Origin of the sequence: Catenuloplanes niger (assembly GCF_031458255.1) — a bacterium.
In the GTDB taxonomy this organism is placed as follows: domain Bacteria; phylum Actinomycetota; class Actinomycetes; order Mycobacteriales; family Micromonosporaceae; genus Catenuloplanes; species Catenuloplanes niger.
Genome location: NZ_JAVDYC010000001.1, coordinates 7085674 through 7107183 on the forward strand (window position 1 = coordinate 7085674; position 21510 = coordinate 7107183).

Annotated in this window: 15 protein-coding genes; 12 read left to right on the forward strand and 3 right to left on the reverse strand. The window is 75.5% G+C overall.

The window, feature by feature from the left end:
• Window positions 1–52: 52 nt before the first annotated feature.
• A complete protein-coding gene (locus tag J2S44_RS30935; protein WP_310421070.1) occupies window positions 53–2980 on the reverse strand; it encodes a hypothetical protein in 2928 nt (975 codons plus the stop codon).
• A gap of 128 nt (window positions 2981–3108) precedes the next feature.
• Here J2S44_RS30935 and J2S44_RS30940 point away from each other — a divergent pair, with 128 nt between their 5' ends.
• The 11 genes from J2S44_RS30940 to J2S44_RS30990 all read left to right on the forward strand — a co-directional run bounded on the left by J2S44_RS30940 (window position 3109) and on the right by J2S44_RS30990 (window position 15974).
• On the forward strand, window positions 3109–3399 hold the full coding sequence (locus J2S44_RS30940; protein ID WP_310421072.1) for a hypothetical protein: 291 nt from the start codon (window positions 3109–3111) through the stop codon (window positions 3397–3399).
• Window positions 3396–3692 carry a hypothetical protein gene (locus tag J2S44_RS30945; RefSeq protein WP_310421074.1) on the forward strand — a complete coding sequence of 99 codons (297 nt, stop codon included), beginning with the start codon at window positions 3396–3398 and terminating at the stop codon, window positions 3690–3692. The genes J2S44_RS30940 and J2S44_RS30945 overlap by 4 nt, the downstream gene beginning before the upstream one ends.
• A gap of 56 nt (window positions 3693–3748) precedes the next feature.
• A complete protein-coding gene (locus J2S44_RS30950) occupies window positions 3749–5311 on the forward strand; it encodes a zf-HC2 domain-containing protein (RefSeq protein ID WP_310421076.1) in 1563 nt (520 codons plus the stop codon).
• Between the two features lie 143 nt (window positions 5312–5454).
• The gene (locus tag J2S44_RS30955) at window positions 5455–6012 is read left to right on the forward strand and encodes a sigma-70 family RNA polymerase sigma factor (protein ID WP_310421078.1); all 558 of its coding nucleotides are present in this window, start codon (window positions 5455–5457) and stop codon (window positions 6010–6012) included.
• 111 nt (window positions 6013–6123) lie between these two features.
• A complete protein-coding gene (locus J2S44_RS30960) occupies window positions 6124–7830 on the forward strand; it encodes an RICIN domain-containing protein (RefSeq protein WP_310421080.1) in 1707 nt (568 codons plus the stop codon).
• Window positions 7827–9446, forward strand: a complete 1620-nt coding sequence (locus J2S44_RS30965; protein ID WP_310421082.1) for a S8 family serine peptidase — start codon at window positions 7827–7829, stop codon at window positions 9444–9446. Before J2S44_RS30960 ends, J2S44_RS30965 begins: the two co-directional genes overlap by 4 nt.
• 110 nt (window positions 9447–9556) lie before the next feature.
• Window positions 9557–10357 (forward strand): zf-HC2 domain-containing protein, encoded by an 801-nt coding sequence (locus J2S44_RS30970; protein ID WP_310421084.1) that lies wholly within the window; start codon window positions 9557–9559, stop codon window positions 10355–10357.
• Between the two features lie 344 nt (window positions 10358–10701).
• Window positions 10702–11235: a sigma-70 family RNA polymerase sigma factor gene (locus tag J2S44_RS30975; protein WP_310421086.1), complete on the forward strand. Its 534-nt coding sequence runs from the start codon at window positions 10702–10704 to the stop codon at window positions 11233–11235.
• A 251-nt stretch (window positions 11236–11486) separates the two neighbouring features.
• The gene (locus J2S44_RS30980; RefSeq protein WP_310421088.1) at window positions 11487–13610 is read left to right on the forward strand and encodes a hypothetical protein; all 2124 of its coding nucleotides are present in this window, start codon (window positions 11487–11489) and stop codon (window positions 13608–13610) included.
• On the forward strand, window positions 13597–15396 hold the full coding sequence (locus tag J2S44_RS30985) for a discoidin domain-containing protein (protein ID WP_310421090.1): 1800 nt from the start codon (window positions 13597–13599) through the stop codon (window positions 15394–15396). Before J2S44_RS30980 ends, J2S44_RS30985 begins: the two co-directional genes overlap by 14 nt.
• A 224-nt stretch (window positions 15397–15620) precedes the next feature.
• Window positions 15621–15974: an anti-sigma factor family protein gene (locus tag J2S44_RS30990; protein ID WP_310421092.1), complete on the forward strand. Its 354-nt coding sequence runs from the start codon at window positions 15621–15623 to the stop codon at window positions 15972–15974.
• Window positions 15975–16317: 343 nt separating this feature from the next.
• Here the strand turns inward: J2S44_RS30990 and J2S44_RS30995 are convergent, their stop codons facing one another.
• Together J2S44_RS30995 and J2S44_RS31000 are read right to left on the reverse strand one after the other, a co-directional pair.
• On the reverse strand, window positions 16318–17565 hold the full coding sequence (locus J2S44_RS30995; protein ID WP_310421094.1) for a hypothetical protein: 1248 nt from the start codon (window positions 17563–17565) through the stop codon (window positions 16318–16320).
• A 126-nt stretch (window positions 17566–17691) separates the two neighbouring features.
• Window positions 17692–20046, reverse strand: a complete 2355-nt coding sequence (locus tag J2S44_RS31000) for a primosomal protein N' (protein WP_310430006.1) — start codon at window positions 20044–20046, stop codon at window positions 17692–17694.
• Window positions 20047–20336: 290 nt separating this feature from the next.
• Here J2S44_RS31000 and J2S44_RS31005 point away from each other — a divergent pair, with 290 nt between their 5' ends.
• On the forward strand, window positions 20337–21482 hold the full coding sequence (locus J2S44_RS31005) for an LCP family protein (RefSeq protein WP_310421096.1): 1146 nt from the start codon (window positions 20337–20339) through the stop codon (window positions 21480–21482).
• The last annotated feature ends 28 nt before the right edge of the window (window positions 21483–21510 follow it).

The following is a 21510-nucleotide window of genomic DNA, read 5'->3' on the forward strand; positions in this document are numbered from 1 at the left end:
GGTGTTCATCGCGGGTCGTTCAGGCGCCGGCTCGGTCCGCGCCGGACGGTCCTCATTCTGCGGCCGGGACGGCACCGAACCGCACCGACCAGCGCGCGGCCGGAGCCGGACCGATGATCAGGGGTACGGTCCGCTGCCGGCCCTGCGGCATCGCGCGCAGCGGGGACGCCAGCGCCGGGGCGTCCGCGCCCGCGCAGACCAGCACCCGGACCTTGGCGTCCGACCGGTCCGCGGCCAGCGCGGCCACCGACTCGATCCGCCGGCACCGGCCCGGGATCGTCTCGCCCAGCACGTCGCCGATGACCAGCACGTCCGTGTCCTCGCCGAGCCGGGTCACCAGCGCCAGCCCGTGCCGCCGGGCCGCCGCCGCGTCACCGCCCAGCGTGACCGCGTCCGGCGCGACCGCCAGGTCCACCCACAGGCGCCGGCCGTCGTGCTCGCCGAGGATCACCGGCGCGCCGGCCGGCGGCGGCGCCTGCCCGTCGTCCAGCCAGCCGTAGGCGGAACCCCACCGGGCCGGGCGCGCGCCGATCAGCCGTACGTCGGCCGGAACCGTGTCGCAGACCAGTTCCGTGACGAGCGCGGCGAACGGGTTCGCCGACGACGCGGGCAGCAGCGCCGCGCCGCTGATGTCCGGCATCGCCGCCGCGAACCCGCCGGACTGCCCCGGCCGGCCCGGCGACGTGGTGCCGGCCTTCCAGAGCCCGCTGTCCGACGGCGACGCCGGAAGCGACGCCTCCCCGGCCCGCTGCTCCGGCACCCGCGGCGGAACCAGCCCTTCCACCCCCGCCGCCACCGGCTCCGCCACCGACCCCGGCGTCACCGCCACAGCTTCGGGCGTTCCCGCCGTGGCCGGTCCCGGCGTTCCCGCCGCCACCGGCCCAGGCGTCCCCGCCGGTGCCGGTGTTCCCGGCTCCGGTCCCGACGGTTGGCCGGGCGTCTCCGGCGTCCGCGGCGACGCGGTGCCGGGACGGCCCCCGGAGGCGTCCGCGCGGGACTCCGCCGGGTGCGTCCCGGCCTCGTCCACCGGGCTCGACGACGAGGTGATCACCGGCGCCGGACCCGACGTCGGCGAGGCGCCGCCGGCGGCCGCCTCCGACGTCCCGGCGACCCGCTCCCGCGGTGTTCCCGCGGTGCCCGGCTCGGCGAACGTGCCGGACCGGCCCGCCGCACCCGATTCGGCGGGTGCGCCGTTCCAGCCGGTCCCGCGCGATTCGGCGAACGTGCCCGTGTGCCCGGGCGCGGGTGTTCCCGCGCCGGCGTCGGCGAACGTGTCGCTCCGCCCGGGCACGCGATCTTCCGCGCCCGGGCCGGCGAAGGTGCCGCTCCGTTCGGGTGCGCGCGATTCCGTGCCTCGGTCCGTGGGCGTGCGCGTTCCCGCGTCGGCGAACGTGCCGCTCCGCTCGGGCGTGTGCGTTGCCGCGTCGGCGTAGGTGCCGCTCCGCTCGGGTGTGTGGGCGCCCGCGTCCGGGGCCGTGGGCGTGCTGGTTCCGGTGCCGGGGTCGGCGAACGTGCCGCTCCGCTCGGGCGTGTGCGTGCCCGCGTCGGCGAACGTGCCGCTCCGCTCGGGTGTGCGGGGGCCCGCGCCCCGGTCCGCGGGTGCGTGAGTCCCCGCGTCGGCGAACGTGCCGGGCCCGGTCTCCGGCCGCGTGCCGTGGCCGGCCGGATCGCCGGCCGGCGGGGTGAGTCGTCCTGGCTGCGCGGGCGGCGTGAACGTGCCGGTCGACGGCGCCCAGCTCTGCGACGACTCCGGCTGCTGCGCCGGTCGGCGGCCCGGCGTGCCGGTCTCGGCGGTGGACACCGGCGTCCAGATCGGCGTGCCACCACGCGTCGTCGGCCGCCGTCCCGGCGTGTCGCCGGCCGGCCGGGTGCGCGGCGTCTGCGGCCCGTCGGCACCGGGCCGGCCCTCGCCGGCCCGGTCCGAAGCCGCACGCGCCGGCGCGTCACCGGCCGGCGTCCGTCCCGGCGCGCCGGCGGGAGTGCGTCCCGGCTGATCAGACGGTGTGCGGTCGGGCGCGCCGGCGGCGGGTGCGCGTCCCGGTGCGCCGGCGGCCGGTGTGCCGCCGGCTGATGTGCGGCCCGGTGCACCGGCGGCAGGCCTGCCCCCTCGCGGATCGTCGCCCGCACCGCGTCCCGGCGTATCCCGTCCCGGCGTACCGCCGCCCGAAGCGCCCGGTCCGCGGGTGGGCCGGGCAGCGGAGGACGTCCGGCCCGGCTCCGCGCCGGCCGGTGCCGCCCGTTCCGGTGCCGGTGGTGACTCGGCCGGCCGGCCGCCGGACCTGGCCGGCGTCGCCGGTTTCCGCTGCCGCGGCACGGACGTGCCCGGGCGGGCCGTCGCCGTCCCGCCGCTGCGCTCGGCGGCCGCCGCGCCGCCGCCCGCGCGGGCCCGGACCGGGCGCCGCCGGCCCATCAGCGCGACCTGCGCCCAGACCAGCAGCAGCACCGCGAGCACGATCAGCGCGATCCGCAGCGCCATGGGGGAGTAGAGCAGGTCCAGGGCGCCCGGCTCCGACCGGCCGTCGCCGTCCTGGGCCGCGGCCGGCGGCGGTTCGGCGGTGTCCGGCGTGGCCATGGCCGGTGCCGGCGTGTCGGGTCCCGCGGTCGGTGTGATCGCGGGCAGCGGGCCGGTCCGCACGCCGGACCCGCTCGCGTCCTCGGGCAGCACCAGGATCCAGCCCGGTTCGACGGAGGTGGGATCGGTCATGCTGCGCCCGTCCGGCTGCGGCCGGCCCTCGTTCAGCTCGAAGATCTCCTGGTACCGGTTGCCGTCCCCGAGCGTCTTCGAGGCGATCTGGAACAGGAACTCGCGCTGCCCGTTGATCGGCGGGCCGACCACGTAGTACTTACCGGTCTCCTCCGGCGCGCGCGCCGCGACCAGCGTGAACGCGCTGCTCGTGACGGGTGCGGCGGACGTCGCGAGCGTGCCGGCCGGCAGTGCCAGCAGGGACACGATGCCGAGCACCGCAAGTCGACGCGTCATGCACACATAGTCCTTCTCCGGGAGTCGTCACCGCGCTCCGGGGTTCGCCACCCAGATCGTGCACGGATCGGTGAACCTGGGCGTTCCGTCCACCGTTCTCAGGGTGTTCTTCCAAGCCTGGAGGCGTTATGAGCGGAATTACACCGTATTTGCAGGGCGGGGGCAACGCGGCCGACGCCTGTCGCGAGGCCGCGGCCGACATCGCCGCCCGCCTCGGCACGCTGCGTAACCACCTGGCCGGTCTGGACGCGGACCGGCTCCGGATGCCGCCGTCCCGTCTCGCGGACCTGCTGGCCGGGTACGACATCTACGCGCGCATGCTCGACGACGCGCTGCACGACATCGCGGGTGGCCTGCAGCGGACGGCACCGGCACCGCGCCGGTCCGATGTGGAGCTCGCCGGTGGGGAGTACCGATGACCCCGGCCGACCCGTCCGACGCCGGGGAGATCATCGGCGTGCTCGCCGCGGACATCGCGCAGCGGCTCGCCGTCCTGCGCCGTGAACTGGAGCCGACCCGGGAGCTGTGGTCCGGCGACCGGGTCGCGCTCGGGCCGGCGGCGGAGTGGACGCTGGCGGCCGACGGCCTGCTCGGCCGGGACGGCGTGGTCGCGCTGGTCAGCGATGCGATGAAGATCACTTGGCCCGGGTACGCGGGCGTGGGCTGGACCGATGCCGTGGGCGAGCGGGCCGCGCCGGTGCGGGACCGATGAGACTACGGCAGGATGTCGCTGCCGTCGTGCGGCGTTCCCGGAGGGAGTGACCAGCGTTGAGTGCGTCCACATGCGACGACGGGACCGCGCGGTCCCTCGTCGGCTTCCTGGTGCTCGGCCGGCTCACCGAGGCCGAGCACGGGAGGGTGACGGCGCACCTGGAGACCTGCGCGTCCTGCCGCGTGGAGCGCGACCAGCTGGAGAGGGTCGTCGCGGTGCTCCGCATGCTGGGCGAGGACGAGGCCGGCGAGCTCGTCGACGAGTTCGGCCTGGACGGGGCCGGCACCGCCGCGGACGACCAGCTATTCGGCGCACCCGGTGCCCCGCGCCCGTTCCTGCCGACCTCGCTGCTGCCGGTCTCCGCGATCCCGATCTCCGGCATTCCCGTCTCCGGCATCCCGATCTCCGGCATCCCGATCTCCCCGGCGGAGCCGCCGCTGCCCACGGCACGCGCGGTGGTCCGCCCGCCGGGCGAGTCGCAGGCGTACCGTGCGGTGGCCCGCCCGCCCGCGGAGTTCCCGGCGAACGCCGCGGTGTTCCGCGGGCTCGACCAGCCGCCGGACCCACGCGGACCGGCCGGTGCGCGGGCCGCCGATCCCGCGGCCGCCGGCGACGGCGACGAGTCGGTGACCGGTTACCGGCCGGATCCGGCCACGTCCCAACCGAACCGGCTCGGCCCGGCCGCGACCCACCCCGACTGGCTCGGCCCGGCGGCGTCCCAGCCGAACCGGTTGGGCCCGGCGGCGTCCCAGCCGAACCGGGTCGGCCCGGGCACGGCTCAGTCCGACTGGCTGGACCCGGCGGGTTCCCAGGCCAGCCGGCTGGGCCCGGCGGCGTCGCAGGCGAACCGGGTCGGTCCGGCGGGTTCCCAGGCCAGCCGGCTGGGCCCGGCGGCGTCGCAGGCGAACCGGGTCGGTCCGGCGGGTTCCCAGGCCAACCGGCTGGACCCGGCGACATCCCAGGCCAACCGGACGAACCGGACCGATCCGGCGGGATCGCAGGCGAGCCGGCTGGAGGCGGCCGTCCGGCCGGCGACCGGCGAGCTGCGTCCCGTCGCCCGGATCGGCCCGGTACCCGCCATCGACCGTGCCCAGCTGCGGCTCGGCGAGGGCTACCTGCCGCCGCGGCCCACCACCGGCCCGCTGGCCCGCGGTCCGCACTCGCACCGCCGCGCGCGCTCCCGCCGCCGTACCCGGGTGCTGGTGGTGGCCGGGGTGCTCGTCGTCGCGGTGGGCACGGCCCTGCTGATCCGGCCGCTGCTGACGGAGGACCCGCCGCCCGTGGTCGCGGTCGCCTCGATCGACGACGAGGTGAGCGGCGTGTCCGTCTCCGCCGTGCTCTACGAGGAGGACGGCCGGGTGAGCGTGCGACTCACCGCGGACGGGCTGGTCGCCGGCACCGCCTACGAGCTGTACGTGGTCCAGGACGACGGCACGGACCTGCTGCTCGGCGCGCTGTCCGGCGACCCCGGCGGCGGCACGTTCACCGGCGACCTCCCGCTGCCGGCCGATCAGCTCTGGTACTTCAGCGTGCGGGAGGTCGGCGGTGCGCTCACCGTCTCCGCGAACGTCGTCGAGGGCTCGCCCACGCCGGGCGAGCCGGATGCGGAAACGCCATGACGAGCGAGTCCCGGCCGTACCCACAGGTCATCGCAGTCAGTGAGGTCATGATTCCGATGGGGAGCACCGCCCACCGTCAAGATTCATCGGGAAAACCCCCACGAACGATGAACTCCGGTGACGACCCGTCCGTTATCAGTCCCATGGATCCGGCCACGGGCAGCGCGCCGCCGAGCGAGGTGTCGTCACTGCCGACTCACGACGAGGCACTGCGGCTCGCCTACGAGACCCACGGCCCCATCCTGCTGAACTACCTGTTGCGTCTGACCAGCGGAAACCGCGGCATGGCCGAGGACATCCTGCAGGAGACGCTGATGCGGGCGTGGAACCATCCGGAGGCGCGCACCGCCGACGGGCAGTGGAGCCGCGGCTGGTTGTTCACGGTGGCCCGGCGGATCGCGATCGACCACATCCGGGCGGCTCAGGGCCGTCCGGTGGAGCAGCTCGACGAGCGGCTCGAGGAGCGGCACGCCGCGGCCGACGAGATCGACCGGCTGATCAACACCCGGGAGATCCGGGACGCGGTGGCCCGGCTCCCGGTGCGGCTGCGCAGCGCGCTCATCGAGATCTACTTCCAGGAGCGCTCGGTGGCCGAGGCCGCGCAGAACCTCGCGGTGCCGGAGGGCACCGTCAAGTCGCGCACGTTCTACGCGCTGCGCGCGCTGCACGAGGACCTGACCACGCGCGGCTTCACGCTCTGAGCGCCGGCCGGCCGGCAAAAATCTTCGATCGTTCGTGAACCGTGCCGTGGCCCGGCTCGTTCACAGGGCACCTTTGGCGGAGAGGGAACTGCAACCGTGGTACTGAAATCGGTGACGGGGCGGGTGGCCGCGCTGCCGTCGATCGGCGTACGGGCCTGGCGCTCCCTGCGCACCACACGGCAGCGGGTCGAGGCGGGTGTCGCGTTCACCGCGGCCGTGGCCTGCGTGGTCGCGGCCGGCCTCCAGGTCGGCCCGGCGCTGGCCGAGCCGAAGATCGAGGGCCGGCCGGTCCCCGCCGAGGTGCTCCCCGCGATCGTGGTCGGCGCGACGTCCTGCCCGGACCTGACCGGCCCCCGGCTGGCCGCCCAGCTGATGGCCGCCTCCGAGTTCCAGCCGGCGGCGCGGTCCGCCACCGGCCAGGGGCTGGCCGGCCTGGACGACCAGGAGTGGAAGAAGTGGGCGCCCTGGTCCAACGCCCAGCGCGCGGACATCCTGGCCAACGTGCTGGCGCTGGCGCACCGCACCTGCGAGAGCGTCGGCCAGGCCCGGACCGCCGGGGTGTCGGGTGACCTCTGGGAGGCCGCCGTCGCCGCCGAGCAGAGCGGGTTGGCCACCGTGGTGGGGGAGAAGGGCGTGCCGGACGCCGCCCGTGAGCACGTGGACACCGTGGTCGGCTACGCCAACTGGTACGCGGACCAGCCGCAGTTCACCGGCGAGAACGCGGAGCCGGAGGCGTCCGGCGCACCCGCGGTCACCGGTGCGACCGTTCCGGACGAGTACGTCGACCTGGTCGTCGAGGCCGGCCGGATCTGCCCGGCCGCGACCGCTCCGCGCATCGCCGCCCAGCTGATGGCGCTCTCCGGGTTCGACCCGAACCGGCGCGGCCACAACGGCGGCCTGGGCATCGCCCAGTTCACCGAGCAGATGTGGCGGCTGTACCGTCCGTCGCCGAACGCCTCGGTCTGGGACCCGAAGGCGGCGATCCCGGCCATGGGCAGCGCCGTGTGCGGGCTGCGCAACCAGCTCTCCGGCCTGCAGCTGAAGAACGACGGCCAGGTCACCGACCCGGGTGTGCTGGCGCTCGCGGCGTACCAGTGGGGGATGACCGCGGTCCGTGCCGAGGGCGGCGTGCCGCGCAACGCCCACGTCGCGCAGCTGCCGGACATGGTCGACTCGCTGGCCCCGGTGTACGAGAAGGACAACCGGCTGGCCGGGGCGTCGCCGTCGCCGTCACCGAGCGTCGCGCCCACCTCCGCGAGCCCGAGTCCGAGCCCGAGCGCGTCCGCCCCGGCGTCGCCGAGCCCGTCCGGTCCGCCGTCGCCGGCGCCGTCCGCCCCGGCCTCGTCCCCGGCCGCGCCGGCCTGGGACCCGAACGCGTCCTGGGCGATCAGGAACGTGTTCAGCGGCAGGCTGATCGACGTGCCGGGCCACCAGGAGACCACGACCGGTGGCACCACCATGCACCTCTGGGACCTCAGCGCCAACGGGGACGGGGACCAGTTCTGGCGCGTCGTGGCCGCCCCCGAGCCCGGCTGGTACTTCATCAAGAACGCGTGGAACAACAAGGTGCTCGGCATCCGGGACGGCTCCACCGAGAACGGGGCCGAACTGGTGCAGCAGGACGAGGCCGCCACCGACCCCACGCAGCACTGGAAACTGGCCGCGCTGGGCGACGGCCGCTACCACATCATCAACCGGAAGAGCGGCAAGGCGCTCGACCTGAGCGGCGACGACTGCTGCGGCGGCAACGGCACGCCGATCCAACAGTGGGACCTGCAGGACTACGCGGTCGACCAGAGATGGACACTCTCCAAGTGACTACGCCCCGACCGATGGGCTGGATCGCGGCGGCGCTCGCCGCGATCCTGCTCACCATCGCCACCCCCGCCGTTCCGGCTGCGGCCGCGGCCGACGAGTACGTGCTGTACTACACGGTCACCGCGTCCTATCAGGGCCAGCCGGAGAACCTCGCCGGCATCGCCTCCCGCTTCCTCGGCGACGCCGGGCGCGCGACCGAGGTCTTCAACCTGAACACCGGCCGGCGGCAGCCGGACGGCGGCGCGCTCAGCGACCCGAACCAGCTGACCAACGGCTGGTACCTGGTGCTGCCGTGGGACGCGGTCGGTCCCGGCGTGCAGTACGGCGTGCTGCCGACCACCGCGCCCGCGCCGGCACCCGCGCCCGCCCCGGGCGGCTCGGGCGCCCCGGCCAACCCGGCGAACCCGGCCAATCCCGGCAACCCGGCGAATCCGCCGGGGTCCCCGGGCGGCGCCGCCCCGTCCGGAGCGCCCGCGTCGCCGCGGCCCTCGGGCGGCGCCAAGCCGCCGGAGTCCGGCAAGTGCGTCGCGGCGACCGCGGCCAGCTCGCCGTCGAACTGGGCGATGACCCGGGTCGCGTCCGACCTGGCGTGGCCGTACACCCGGGGCACCGGCGTCTCCGTCGCGGTCATCGACTCCGGTGTGGACGGTCAGGCTCCGCAGCTGCTCAACCGGGTGCAACCCGGCGTCAACGTCGTCACCGGTGAGAACCGCGGCGACACGGACTGCCTCGGCACCGGCACCGCGATGGCCGGCCTGATCGCGGCGCAGGCGGCCGAGAACGACCCGTTCACCGGCGTGGCACCGGACTCGATCGTGCTGCCGATCCGGGTGGTGACGGACGGCGCGACCGCGGCACCGGCCGCACAGGCCGCGGCCATCGACGTCGCGCTCCAGCTGCAGCCCGGCGTGCTCGCGCTCGGCTCCTACGTGGACATCACCGCGGACCCGGTGGTGCAGAGCGTGCAGAAGGCGCTGGACCTCGGCATCCCGGTGGTCGCCGCGGCACCGACCACGTCCGGTGGCGTCACGCCGCCGGAGGACGTGATCCTGGTCGGCGGCGTCGGGATGGACGGCAAGCTCGCGGAGGAGTACGCGGCCGGGACCGTCGAGGTGGTCGCGCCCGGCGTGAACGTCTCCAGCCTCGGCATCAACGGCACCACGTTCGTCGGCACCGGCACGCAGTACGCGGTGGCGATGACCGCCGGCACGGTCGCGCTGATCCGCGGCTACAACTCGAACCTGAACCCGAAGCAGGTCGCGCACCGGTTGCAGGCCACGTCCGCGCAGATGGGCGACGGCAAGCCCGATCCCCGGTACGGCCACGGCATGATCAACCCGGAGGCCGCGGTCACCCGGGAGCTGCCCGAGGAGGCCACGCTGGTCTCGTCGGACAACCGGGACGCCACGCCGGTCTCCGGCAGCGAGGAGATCCGGATCGCGTTCCTGCTCACCGTGCTGGCCGGGCTGGTGCTCACCGCGCTGCTCGTGCTGCGCTTCCGGCGCACCATGCGGGCGGCGGCGGCCGAGGACGACCTGGACGACGACTGGCCCGCCGGTGACCCGCCGGTGGACAAGGCCAAGCCCACCGAGCCCAGCTCGGCCGGATCGCACTGAACGGGCGGTCGGCTACGTGACGGCAGACATGGGTCCGATCGGGAACTCGCGCGTCCCTGACATCCTCATCGGGACGTGCGAGTGCGGAACTGCAGAGGACTTGATGCCCCGTGGCTGACGACGTCTGTGCCGAGCCGCGGCTCCGCGCCGCGCTCGGCCTCTACCTGACCGGCGCGCTTCCCGACGCGGAGCTCAGCGCGGTCGAGTCGCACCTCGGCACGTGCGCGGTGTGCCTGGCGGACGCGGATCGTCTCGGGGAGGCGGCGGTGATGCTCGCACTGCTCTCCGAGACGGACCGCCGCGAGCTGGTGGCGGAGTTCGGCACCCGCGCCGGCGAGCCGGCCGAGGAGCACGACCACCACCATCCGCCGGTACGGGTGGTTCCCGCACCGGACGCGCCGCCCGCACCGGTGCGCCCGGCCGCGGACCGCCCGCGCGCGCGGCCCGGTGGCGGCACCGGCCCGGGGCGCTGGCGGTCGCGCCGGTCCCGGCTGCTGCTGGCCGGCGTCGGCCTGGCCGTGGTCGCGCTGCTCTCCGCCGGTGTCGCGCTCGGCACGTCGATGATCGGCGGCCTGCGCCAGCCGGAACCGGTGACGCTGGTGACGAACGCGCAGGGTGGCGACGTCACGCTCTCCGTCACGGTGCTCGACGCCGACGGCACCGTGACGCTGGAGGCACTGGTCACCGGCCTGACGCGCGGTGAGCTCCACCGGTTCTACGCCCGCGACGTGGACGGCGGGTCGCACCTGCTGACGGAGATGACCGGCACCGGCGGCCCGATCCAGATCAACGCCCCCTGTCCGGTGCCGATCGACCGTCTCGCCGAGTTCAGCGTGACCGCGGCCGACGGTTCCCTGGTCGTGCAGGCGATCGTGGACCGCGGCGCGAGCGGCTCGGGCACGCCGGACTGACATGGGCGGGGCGGGTGCGGCGGCCGGGCTCGATGAATTTCTTTCCCCTGCCTTCGCCGCGGCCGAGGAAGCGCGTAAGGTCGTCGAGCGGATGGCGGGCAGCTCGTCCTCCGGCCGTTGCTCGGGCCAGCGCGACCACCTCCGAGCGGGCGGGAGCCCTGCCTGCGACCGTGGCTGGTGCGAGAAGCCGTCCGAAGCGTACATTTCTCTCGGACTTCAGGGACAAGTCGGAAACATAGCTTTTTTACGATTCCCTGGTTGGTTTGCATGTGGCCTCGGACCGACGAAGTGGTCCGGCCGGGCGCCGCGGGGGCGCGCCTGTCCGGCGGACACGGTAGGGGATAGTGGACGTACGAGAGCAGGCGCAGGTCGACGCCGAGGCGGACGCGTGGCTGCGGGCGGTGCAGGCGGCCCACGGCCCGATCGTGTACCGGTATCTCTCCGGGGTGACCCTGGGTGACCGTGCCGCTGCGGAGGACATGCTGCAGGAGGTGCTGCTGCGCGCCTGGCGGCACTACCCCACGCTGTCGAAGACGCCGGACACCGTACGTGCCTGGATGTTCGCGGTCGCCCGTAACCTGGTCATCGACGCGGGCCGGGCCCGGCGCGCGCGGCCGACCGAGGTCAGCCCGCCCGACCTGACCCAACTGCCGGAGCCGGGCGACCCGATGGACCGGGTGCTCACCGCCGGCCTGGTCCGGGAGGCGTTGCGGCAGCTCAGCCCGGTGCACCGGACCGTGCTCATCGAGATCTACTTCGGCGGTGCGCAGGCGTCCGATGTGGCTGATCGGCTCGGCGTCCCGGAGGGTACGGTGAAGTCACGCGCGCACTACGCTCTGCGAGCGCTCCGTGCCGTTCTTCAGCAGATGGAGGCCTGAACGGAGACGTTCCGGCAAACTGCGGATCACGTTTCGGGGCGACCGGCGAGTAACGTCGGAGGGCCGCCCGCGGTGCATTGACAATCGCCTGCGCCGCGCCGAATATGTGGTGGTTCGTGACCCGGATCGTCGGGTGGACAGTAGGAGAAGGAACGGATGTCGGACAGCCCGGAGGTCCCGCGCAAGCACCATGCGCGCAGGCGTCCGACCCCCGCGGGCGGGGTGTTCGGAAACCGGGCGGGGCACCGGCGGTGACGATCGGTCACGCTGGCCGTCCGGCGCTGCCGGCCGGCCCGCGGCGTGGGTCCGCGAGCGCGCTCCGCTGGGTTGCGGACAATCTGGCCGTCGTCGGGCCGGACCCGGGCGACGCCATCGTCTCCATCGCTGGCCTGCTGCCCACGGAGCCCGGCGTGGTCACGGTGGTCGGTCAGCTCGCCGGCCCGGACGACTGGGCGATGATCACCGAGGTGCTCCCGATCGCGGTGCCGCCCGGCGCGGCCGCCCGGCTCGCCGTCTCCGGCGCCGGGATGAGCCCGCCGCACGGCCCGCCGCCCGCCGCCCTGCTCGCCCAGCAGCTCGACGCGGACATCTACGCGCCGAACGGTCAGCTGCTGCTGGTCCCCGGCGGCGGCATGTTCGCGCTGGACGGCTGGCGGTGGTTCAGCCCGGACGGCATGGTCCGCCAGGGCGGCCGCCGGTTCCCGCGCCCGCACTGGGAGTCCGAGGTGGACACGATCGCCCGGCACCCGGTCAGCGGCGTGCGGGCGTACGCCGTACCCGCGGGACTGTGGCTCTTCTCGGACGCCCCCGGCGTGCCCGACCCGAGCCTGGACGACCTGGTCCTGGCCATCCCGGCCGACCCGGACCGGGTCACGATCGTGCTCGGCCGCCCCGGCACGCCCGCGCCCGGCGTCGAGGCCGTCATGTCGATGCTGGAGGCGCTCGACCCGTCCATGGTCATCGCGCCGTACGGTGACGCGGCGGCCGAGGTGATGCGGCTGGCCACGCTGATCGCCGAGCACTGGGACAGCCCGGTCGAGGTCGCCACCGGCCTGCCGACGCTGGACGGCGAGTTCGAGCTGGTCTCGGTCGCGGTCGACCCGTCCGGCGAGAGCTGGTGGACACCGCCGGTCTCCCGGCTGCGCGTCGCACCCGGCGTCCCGCCCGCGCCGATCGGCACCGTCGGGCTCCTCGCCGACCTGCGGCCCACCGGCACCGGCAGCCACCGCCTCAACGAGCGCTGGGTGGTCGAGGCCACCCAGTTCGGCCTCTGGGTCCGCCCGCCGTACGCCGGACAGCACGTCGCCGACGTCCGCCGCCGCCCGTGGGACCCGCAGCGCCTCACCATCCTGGTCGGGCTGCCCGGGCTGCCGCTGCCCGACGACGTCCTGCCGATGCTGCACATGCTGCTCAACCGGCTCCCACCGGACGTGCGCGGCCGGGTCACCTTCGTACCCACCGAACTCAACCACCTGCTCGACACGGACACCGAGGACCGCCCGGACGTGGTCCTCGCCGACCAGCGCTCCACCACGCCGCGCTGGTGGCGCCGCGACGACCGGCTCTTCGCGGTGCTGCTCACCGTGGACGGGCCGACCGGCATGGTCCGCACCGACGCCGGTGACGTCGCGCCCGGCGAACTCGGCGAGATCATCGCCACCCACCGCGACCCGGACCCGCGCCCGGTCCTGCTCATCGCGTCCGCGCCGGTCGCGCCGGACGTGGAACAGCTGCTCGCCGACCAGCTCCAGTCGACCGTGATCGCGCGCCGCAACGACGGCTGGTGGGCCAGCGCGCCGCACCGGGTCGGGCTGGAACCGCGCGCCGCGGCCATGCTCCCGTCCGGCTTCCCGTTCACCGAGGAGGAACTGGCCGCCGCGCTCACTCCGGCCCGCCCCGCGACCCGACGGCAGCCCGGCCGGGCCGCCGACCACGAGCCGCTGCTGTCACTCGCCCCGGCTCAGGAGGCCGCCGTGGTGGCGCAGCGGCTGCGCGAGGGCCGGGCCGGCGTGCCCACGGTCGTGGTGGCCGCGGAGCCCGACTGGCGTCACCCGTTCCGCCTCGACGGGCGGCCGGCGACCGCGCTCGAGCTGGCCCGCACCATCGCCGACCACCGGCCCGGCTGGATCGCCGACCGGGAGACCGTGTGGCTGGAGGCCGGCGAGCTGACCGAGTCGTCGCTGCGGCTGCTGGCCAACTACCTGGGCACCCCGGTGGGCACCCGGGCGCGCGCGGTCCCGGACGCACCACCGGCGGCGCACGCGACCGGCTGGTTCGCGGTGCCGCCGCGCGGCGCGGACGGTCAGGACCTCACCGGACCGTACGGCCGCGAGGGCTACCTGGATCAGGAGAGATACGACCATGGAGAGCCCTGACCGCACCCCGGACGACGGAACGGACCCGGCCCCGCCACCCCGGAACGGCGCCGGACCCCCACCGATGAACGACGGCGCCACGGCCTCGGCCGCGAGTGGCGGCACCTCGGCCCCGGTTGCGAGTGGCGGCACCACGGCCCCGGTTGCGAGTGGCGGCGCCCCAGCCCCGGCCGGGAACGGCGGCGCCGCCGTGCCGTCCGGCGGCGGTGGTGCGGAAGCGCCGAGTTCGGCCGGCGGGCGGGACGCGCAGCCGTCGGGCGGTGGCGGGTTCTCCGCGCCGACGGCCAGTGGCGGGCATCCGGTGCCGGGCGGTGGCCGGCGGCCGCCGGTGCAGCGCGCGGTGGCGCTCAGCGGCCTGCCGCCGTACGAGGTGGCTCCGCCGGACGTCTCGCCACCCGCACCGGCGCCGCTGACCCGAGGCGGGCAGCGCGGCGGATCGCGCGGGGACCGGCCGACCGGTCCGGCCGCGAATCCGCGACCGGCCTCCGAGATCCCGATGCCGTCCCCCACGTCGGCGCCGCCGGCTCCGATCTCGCCGGCTCGCCCGGTGTCACCGGCCGGACCGCCTCGGCCGGACCGCCCGATCTCACCGGCCGGCCGGGACGCGGCAACGCACGGCACCGCGGCATCCGGTGCTGCCGCATTCGGTGCTGCGGCATTTGGTGCTGCCGCGTCCGGCACCGCCGCGTCCGGCACCGCCGCGTCCGGCACCGCCGCGTCCGGCACCGCCGCGTCCGGCACCGCCGCGTCCGGCACCGCCGCGTCCGGCACCGCCGCGTCCGGTGCCGCCGCGTCCGGCACCGCCGCATCGCGCATCGCATGGTCCGGCGGCGCCGCCTCCGGTGCGGCCGCCTCCGGTGCGGCCGGATCCGGTGCGGCCGGATCCGGTGCGGCCGGATCCGGTGTCGCCGGGGCCGGCGTGGCCTTCGGTGATGCCGGCGCCGGGCCTCCCGGCCTCGCGGCCCCGAGCGGCGGCGAGGACGAGGACGAGGCGCGGTGTACCCAGGCGCTCCCGGCGGAGCCGGCCGTGCCGCGCGAGTCCGCCGTCGAGCGATTCCGGCCCTGGCTGGTGCCGCTCGTCCTGGTCGGTGTCATCGCGATCGCCGCCGCCGCGATCGGCGGGAACAACCTGAACGGTGGCAGCGCGGACGGCACCCGCACCGCGCTGCCGGGGCCGCCGGGGACCGATGTAACGATCATCACCGTGGGTCCGCCGTCCGGTGCCCCGAGCGGGACGCCGTCCGCCGCCGCGCCGTCGGCCGGTACGCCGTCGGCGGCCCCCACCGTCTCGGCCACCCCGGGCGCGCCGGTCGTGGCGCCCACCACCGCCGGTCCGGTGCGCACGCCCGCGGAGGGCGGCGTGACCGGACGCCCCAACCCGACCGGCGCGAACCTGGCGCTGCACCGGCCGGTCACCGCGTCCAGCGTCGAGTCCGGCACCTGGCCGGCCGCGGCCGCGGTCGACGGCAACGACGGCACCCGGTGGGGCAGCGAGTTCCAGGTCGATCCACAGTGGATTCGCGTCGATCTCGGCGAGACCTGGGCGATCAGCAGCATGGAGATCGTCTGGGAACGTGCCTTCGCGCAGGCGTTCCACGTCGAGGTCTCGGTCGACGGCACCACCTGGACCCGCGTCCACGACACCACCTCCGGCCGCGAGGGTCTGCTGACCTTCTCGGCCGGCGGGGTCCCCGGCCGGTACGCCCGGATCACCGGTACCGCGCGCAGCACCGAGTCCGACCATCAGCTGTACGGTTACTCGATCCTGGAGTGGCGCATCCGTTGAGTTTTCCCGCATCTGACCGTGCCGCCGCCTGAGTCTGTCCGGACCGGCCCGTCTTCGTCCGCTTGATAGCCGCCGGTGTCCGAGTGGGTGGAAAGGGGATTACCTTCACCGGAACGTCGAACTATGCGCGCCCCGCTTCCGTTAAACCGGCGACACCTCCACGAGCGAAGGCGAGCGGGCGCGATGGGCATCATCCGGCATCCGGCAGCACGGTGGTCGCTGGTATGACCGCGAACCGCTGCACCGACGAGGCGACCCGTACGCTTCTCGGGCTCTACGCGCTCGGCCGGCTCTCCGCCGCCGAGCAGGCGCGGACCGTCGCACACCTCGACGAGTGCCCGGCCTGCCGGGCCGAGGTCGCGGAACTTCACCACGTCACCTCCGCGCTCGGCCTGCTGACCGCCGAGGACATCGCCGAGATCCTGGCCGAGGACGAGGACGAGGAGCTCCCGCCGGCCCCGCGCGCCGCGGTCTGTCACGGTGCCCGTGGCACCCGCGACCGTCGGCCCGGCCGCGCCTCCGTCGGCACGCTCGCCCGCGGTGCCGCCCCCGCACCGGAGTTCCCACCCGGTATCTGACCCACCGATCAGCTACCTCGGCTGACTCGCCGATCAGTAGCGCGGTGTCGCGCGCCGGCCGGCCGCGATGATCGTGGCGCCGCGCCGGCCGGGAGCCGTGCCGGTCACCGGAGCTGACGGGCGACGGGTCCGCGACCCCCGTTGACTGCCGCGGAACCGTCCTGCCTCGCACCGGGACGAGCCGGTCGCCGCGGTGTCCCGCCGCGGCCATCGGTGTCCGGGACCAGTGGACCAGGCGGATCGGCCTGCGGTCCGGGATTCCGTAGCAGATCGGAGGAAAGCGGGTGTTTCGGCAGGTCAGCGCGGGTCCGGAAGGTGGTGGTTCCGGAGGGTTCCGGAGTGCTCAGGCGCCGAGATCGGTCAGCACCACGTCGGTCACCTCGACCCGCATCGCCGGGTTCCCGCCCAGCTGGAACGTCAGCTCGCTGGTCGGGCTGGTCAGGTTGCCGGTGAACTCGTAGGAGAACGACTGCGGGTCCGGGCCCACGGTGAGGTTCTTCATCAGCGACTCCGGGTACGGCCACTCGTTGTGCTGCACGCGTGCCCGGAGGGTGGCACCGACGCTCGCGGTCGCGGTGAAGTCGAGCCGGTAGCGATGCCCGGCCGTCACCGGCAGGCAGCCCCGGATGGCGAGCAGGGCCCACGGGTCCGCGCCGACGCTCTCCGGCACGGTCGCCGCCCAGCTGTGCGTGTCGAAGCGCTCCATCGTCACGACGGCGGCCTCATTCGTCCACCAGGGGCGCGACAGCGGGCCTGGCTCGTCCGGGAGCGGGGTGTCGAGCAGGTCACCGCCCCCGGCGGGCGCGGTGCCGGTGCACGGCGAGGCCGGGTCCGCGGTGCTCGCGCCCCCGGCCACCGGTGCCGCCGCCGGCCCGTCCGGTCCGGAGCCCGCCCGGTCGGCCAGCGCCCAGGTCAGGCCGCCCGCCGCCACGCCCAGCACCGCCACGATCGCCGCGATCACCAGCAGCGGGCGACGCGGTCGCCGTGCCGGTCGCGGCTCCGCCGACGCGAAGCGGTTGTAGCCCGGCGGCACGTCGAACCCGGGCGGCACGCCGAACCCAGGCGGCGCGCCGGAACCGGGAGCCGCGCCGGGCCGCGGAGCCGCACCGGCCGGCGGCACATCCGCGCCCGGGGCCGCGGCGCCCGGGGCTCCGGCAGGCGGAGTGCCCACACCCGGGGTCTCCACACCCGGGGTCTCCCCGTCCGGGGTCGCCACGTCCGGAGTGCCCGCGGCCGGAGTCCGCGCGGCCGGTGACTCCGCTGCGGTGTCCTCCGGCGTGCTCGCGGACGTCTCGGCCGTACCCTTGCGGCGCAGGGATTTCTGCAGTTCGTAGACGCGGACCATGGTGTCGTGGTGGGTCCGCCACTGCGCGACCGCGGCCGGGCCGCCGCCGCAGATCTCGACGATCGGCACCACCATCCGATCGAACGACGGCGGCGTCTTCACCGTCCCGGCCAGCACCGCGTAGACCTGCGAGTCGCTCATCGGATGCCGGCTCACCACGTAGGACCGCGTCTGCCCCGACGCCCGCACGAAAGCATCCAGCTGCGCGCAGAAGTGCCGTACCGGACTTTCCTGGCTCTCCGTCATGCCGCTCCCTGCTTGCGAATATGGCCGAACGACATCGTAGAGCGATATACCGATCGATGTCCTTACCCGGTCACGGCACGGCGACCCGCCGGTCGGCCCGGCCGAGGCCCGCCCGTGCGGCCGCGGTCAGAAGAGGTCGTGCGGGTCGATCTGGATGCGGACCGGGTGCGGGGCCTTGCGGGCGCTGCGGACGCCGGCGGCCTCGTGCAGGGCCTTGGCCAGCGCGCCGGCCGCGCCACGGCGCACGCGGACCAGCATGCGTTCGGTGTCGTCGCCGGCCGGGACCGGGCCGAGCAGCTCCGCGTCGTCCGGCAGGCGGGCGGTGTCCAGCAGGTCGGCGACCGCGTCCGGCGGGCCGGTGAGACTGGCCATCCGGGACGCGGGCGGGAAGCCCAGCTCGCGGCGTTCGGCCAGCTCCCGGGCGGCGTACCAGGCCGGGTCCCAGCGCAGCAGCGCCTGCACGGCGGGGATGCCGCCGTCCGCGACGACCACCACCCGGCCACCGGCGCGCTGCGGGCGGGCCAGCGCGGCCGCGGTCAGCCAGCGGCGCAGCGCCTCCTCGGCCGCGCGCAGGTCGGCGCGGGTGAGCAGCGCCCAGGTGTCCAGCAGCAGCACGGCGCCGTAGCCGCCGTCCGCGACCGGCTCGGCGCCGGGCGTGCAGACCACCACCGCGGGCTCGGCGGGCACCCGCAGCAGCACCTCGTCGCGGCCGGACGTGCGCACCGGCGCGCCGGGGAACGCGCGGCCCAACTCCTCCGCGGTCCGGCGGGCGCCGACGATCGAGGCGCGCAGCCGGTGACCGCCGCACTCCGGGCAGGTCCAGCCGGCCGCGACCCGCCCGCACCAGCGGCAACCCGGCACGTCCTGGGACGAGCGCAGCTCCAGCGGGCCCTGACAGTGCGCGCAGCGGGCCGGCTCGCGGCAGGTCGCGCACGCCACGGACGGCAGGTAACCGCGCCGCGGCACCTGCACCAGCACCGGCGCGCCCGCGCGCAGCGCCTCCCGGGCCGCCTGCCAGGCCAGGCTGGGCAGCCGGGCGGTGGCGGCGGCCGGGTCGCGGGCCAGCTGCGGGTCGTCGCCGATCGGGGCCACGTGCGGTGCGCGCGCCCGGATCGCGTCCCGGCTGCCGGTCAGCTCGTGCGCCCAGCCGGTCTCGACCAGCTGCTGCGCCTCCGCGGTCCGGGTGAACCCGCCGGCCAGCACGGCCGCGCCGGTCAGTTGCGCGCGGGTCAGCAGCACCTCGCGCGCGTGCGGGTAGGGCGCGCGCGGCTCCGCGTGCGAGTCGTCGCCGTCGTCCCAGATCACCACCAGGCCCAGGTCGTGCACCGGCGCGAACGAGGCCGCCCGGGTGCCGATCACCACCGGCACGTGCCCGCGCAGCCCGGCCAGGAACGCGCGGTACCGCTTCGCCGGGCCGAGCGACGCGGCCAGCGTGGCGTGCCGGCCGGGGCCGAGCGTGTCGGTCAGCGCGGCGTCCAGCCGGTCCAGGTCGCGCGCGTCCGGCACGACCGCGACCACGCCCCGGCCGGCGGCGACGGTCACGGCCGCGGCCTCGGCGATCCGGCGTGGCCAGTCCTCGCCGGGAACCGCGGACCACACCGCCCGCGGCGCGCGCCCCTCGCCGAGGGCCTGCAGAAAACCCGGGCCATGGGGGTACGGTGACCAGCCCTGCCGCGCCGTGGCCGGCACGGTGCCGCCGGCCGCGGTCGGATCCGCCGCCGCTGCCGGCAGCCCCTCGGCCGGTGCTTGCAGTGCCGGCTCCGCCTCCGCGGATCGGTCGGCCGCCGGCTCGGCCGGGAGGAGTTCGCCGGTGGCCGGAGCGTCGGCTACGGGCCGGGCCGTGGCCGGTTCGCCGGTGACCGGCTCCACCGGACCGGGCATCTCGGCGGCCGGAGCGTCAGCCGCGGGCCGGGCCGTGGCCGGTTCGCCGGCGGCCGGGTCCGCCGGAACGGGCTCGTCGGCGGGCGGAGCATCAGCCGAGGGCCGGGCCGTAGCGGGTTCGCCGGGAGCCGGTGGTGGTGTGGCCGGGGCGTCGGCGGGGGTCCGGGCCGTCGTGGGTTCGGCGGACGGCGGGAGCGGCCGGATCGGCGCCGGCGCCGTGGGCCCGGCCGCGGCGGTCGCGCTGTTCATCCGTACCCTCGGAGGGGTTTGATCCGGTGCGGAGCTCTGCTCCGCGCGGGCGTGGCGGGCCGGGACGGCGAGGCGGAGCACGTCGGCGAGACTGCCCGCGTATCGGTCGGCGACCGCTCTGACCAGGTGCGACACCTCGTCGCTGAGCACTCGTTCGGGGGAGACCAGCTTGTCGAGGAAGCCGAGCCGGCCCTCGTGGCTGGACTCCGCGACGCGCTCCAGCAGCCAGCCGTCGACCAGCTGCCCGGCGAACCGGACGCGCACCCGGGTGCCCGGCAGCGCGGTCCCGGCCAGCTCGGCCGGGACCAGGTAGTCGAACGCGCGGTCCAGGTGGGGCAGCGGCACGTCCACGCAGACCCGTGCGACCGGCAGCTCCGCGGCGGGCTCGCGAGGGGGTTTCGGCTTGGTGGCGCGGGACCGGCCCGGCTTGACCGGCGGCGCCGCGGACCGGGACGCGACCGCGCGCGCCGCCGCCGCGCCGCCGCCGACCGCGTCCACGGTCAGGGCCAGCCCGTCCAGCGACAGTTCGGCCGACTCGTCTCCCACCCCAGAATCGTTGCACGGTCGCACGGGAGTGAGGTCACGGCCGGGCGGGTATGCGGGAACGACGACGATCACGGCGGATGAGGCGGGGTGCACCGGTGACGATCAACGGCCGCGAGGTTCCACGATGGGCACGGATCACGGTGATCGCCGTGCTGGTGGTGGCCGTGCTGGGCATCGGCTCGGTGGCGGTCGCGCGCAGCATGGTCAACGGCGCGGTCCCGCAGACCGCGCTGCTGGAGGGTGAGGCCGCGGCCGCGAACAGCGAGACCGGCAACAGCATCGACGGGCCGGTGAACCTGCTGCTCGCGGGACTGGACGCGCGTGAGGAGGGCTCGCCGGGGCAGACCGACAGCGTGCTCGCCGACACGATCATCATCCTGCACGTGCCGGCCACGCACGACCGCGCGTACCTGATCTCGATACCGCGGGACTGGCGGGTGGACATCCCGGCCTACGACAAGACCGGCTTCACCGGCTCGACCGAGAAGATCAATTCCGCGTTCGGGTACGGATACCAGGGCGACGGCTCCGAGGTGGAGAAGCGGGCGCGCGGCATGGAGCTGCTGTCCACCACACTGAACAAGGAGACCGGCATCCGCTTCAACGGTGCCGCGATCATCGACTTCGGCGGTTTCGGCAGCGTGGTGCACGCGCTCGGCGGCGTGGACATGTGCGTCGACGAGCGCGCCGAGTCGATCCACCTCGGCCGGGACGCGAACGGCAAGCTGGTCCAGGGCTGGTACTCGGAGGCTTACGGCATGCAGCTGCCGCCGGGCGCGACACCGCTGGTGCACGAGGAGGGCTGCCGCCGGATGAACGCCACCGAGGCGCTCGACTACGTCCGGATCCGCAAGAGCCTCAGCGACGGCGACTACGGCCGGCAGCGGCACCAGCAGCAGCTGATCAAGGCGATCGTGGACGAGGCCACCACGACCGGCGTGCTGACCGACCTCGGCAAGCTGAACGCGCTGGTCAAGGCGGCCGGCGACACGTTCCTGCTGGACACCGGCGGCATCCCGCTGGCCGACTACGTCTTCACGTTCAAGAACCTGCGCTCCGACCGGCTCACGCTGATCCGGACGAACGCGGGCGAGCCGAAGACCGAGACCGTCGACGGCGTCGACTACGAGACGCTGGACGAGTCCTCGCTGTCCATGCTGACCGCCGCGAAGAACGGCACGCTCGACGAGTTCCTGGCCGCCCACCCGGAGTTCAGCGCGGAGACCACCCCGGCCCGGTGACGGGAAATCCTCAGCTCGCCGTCGCGCG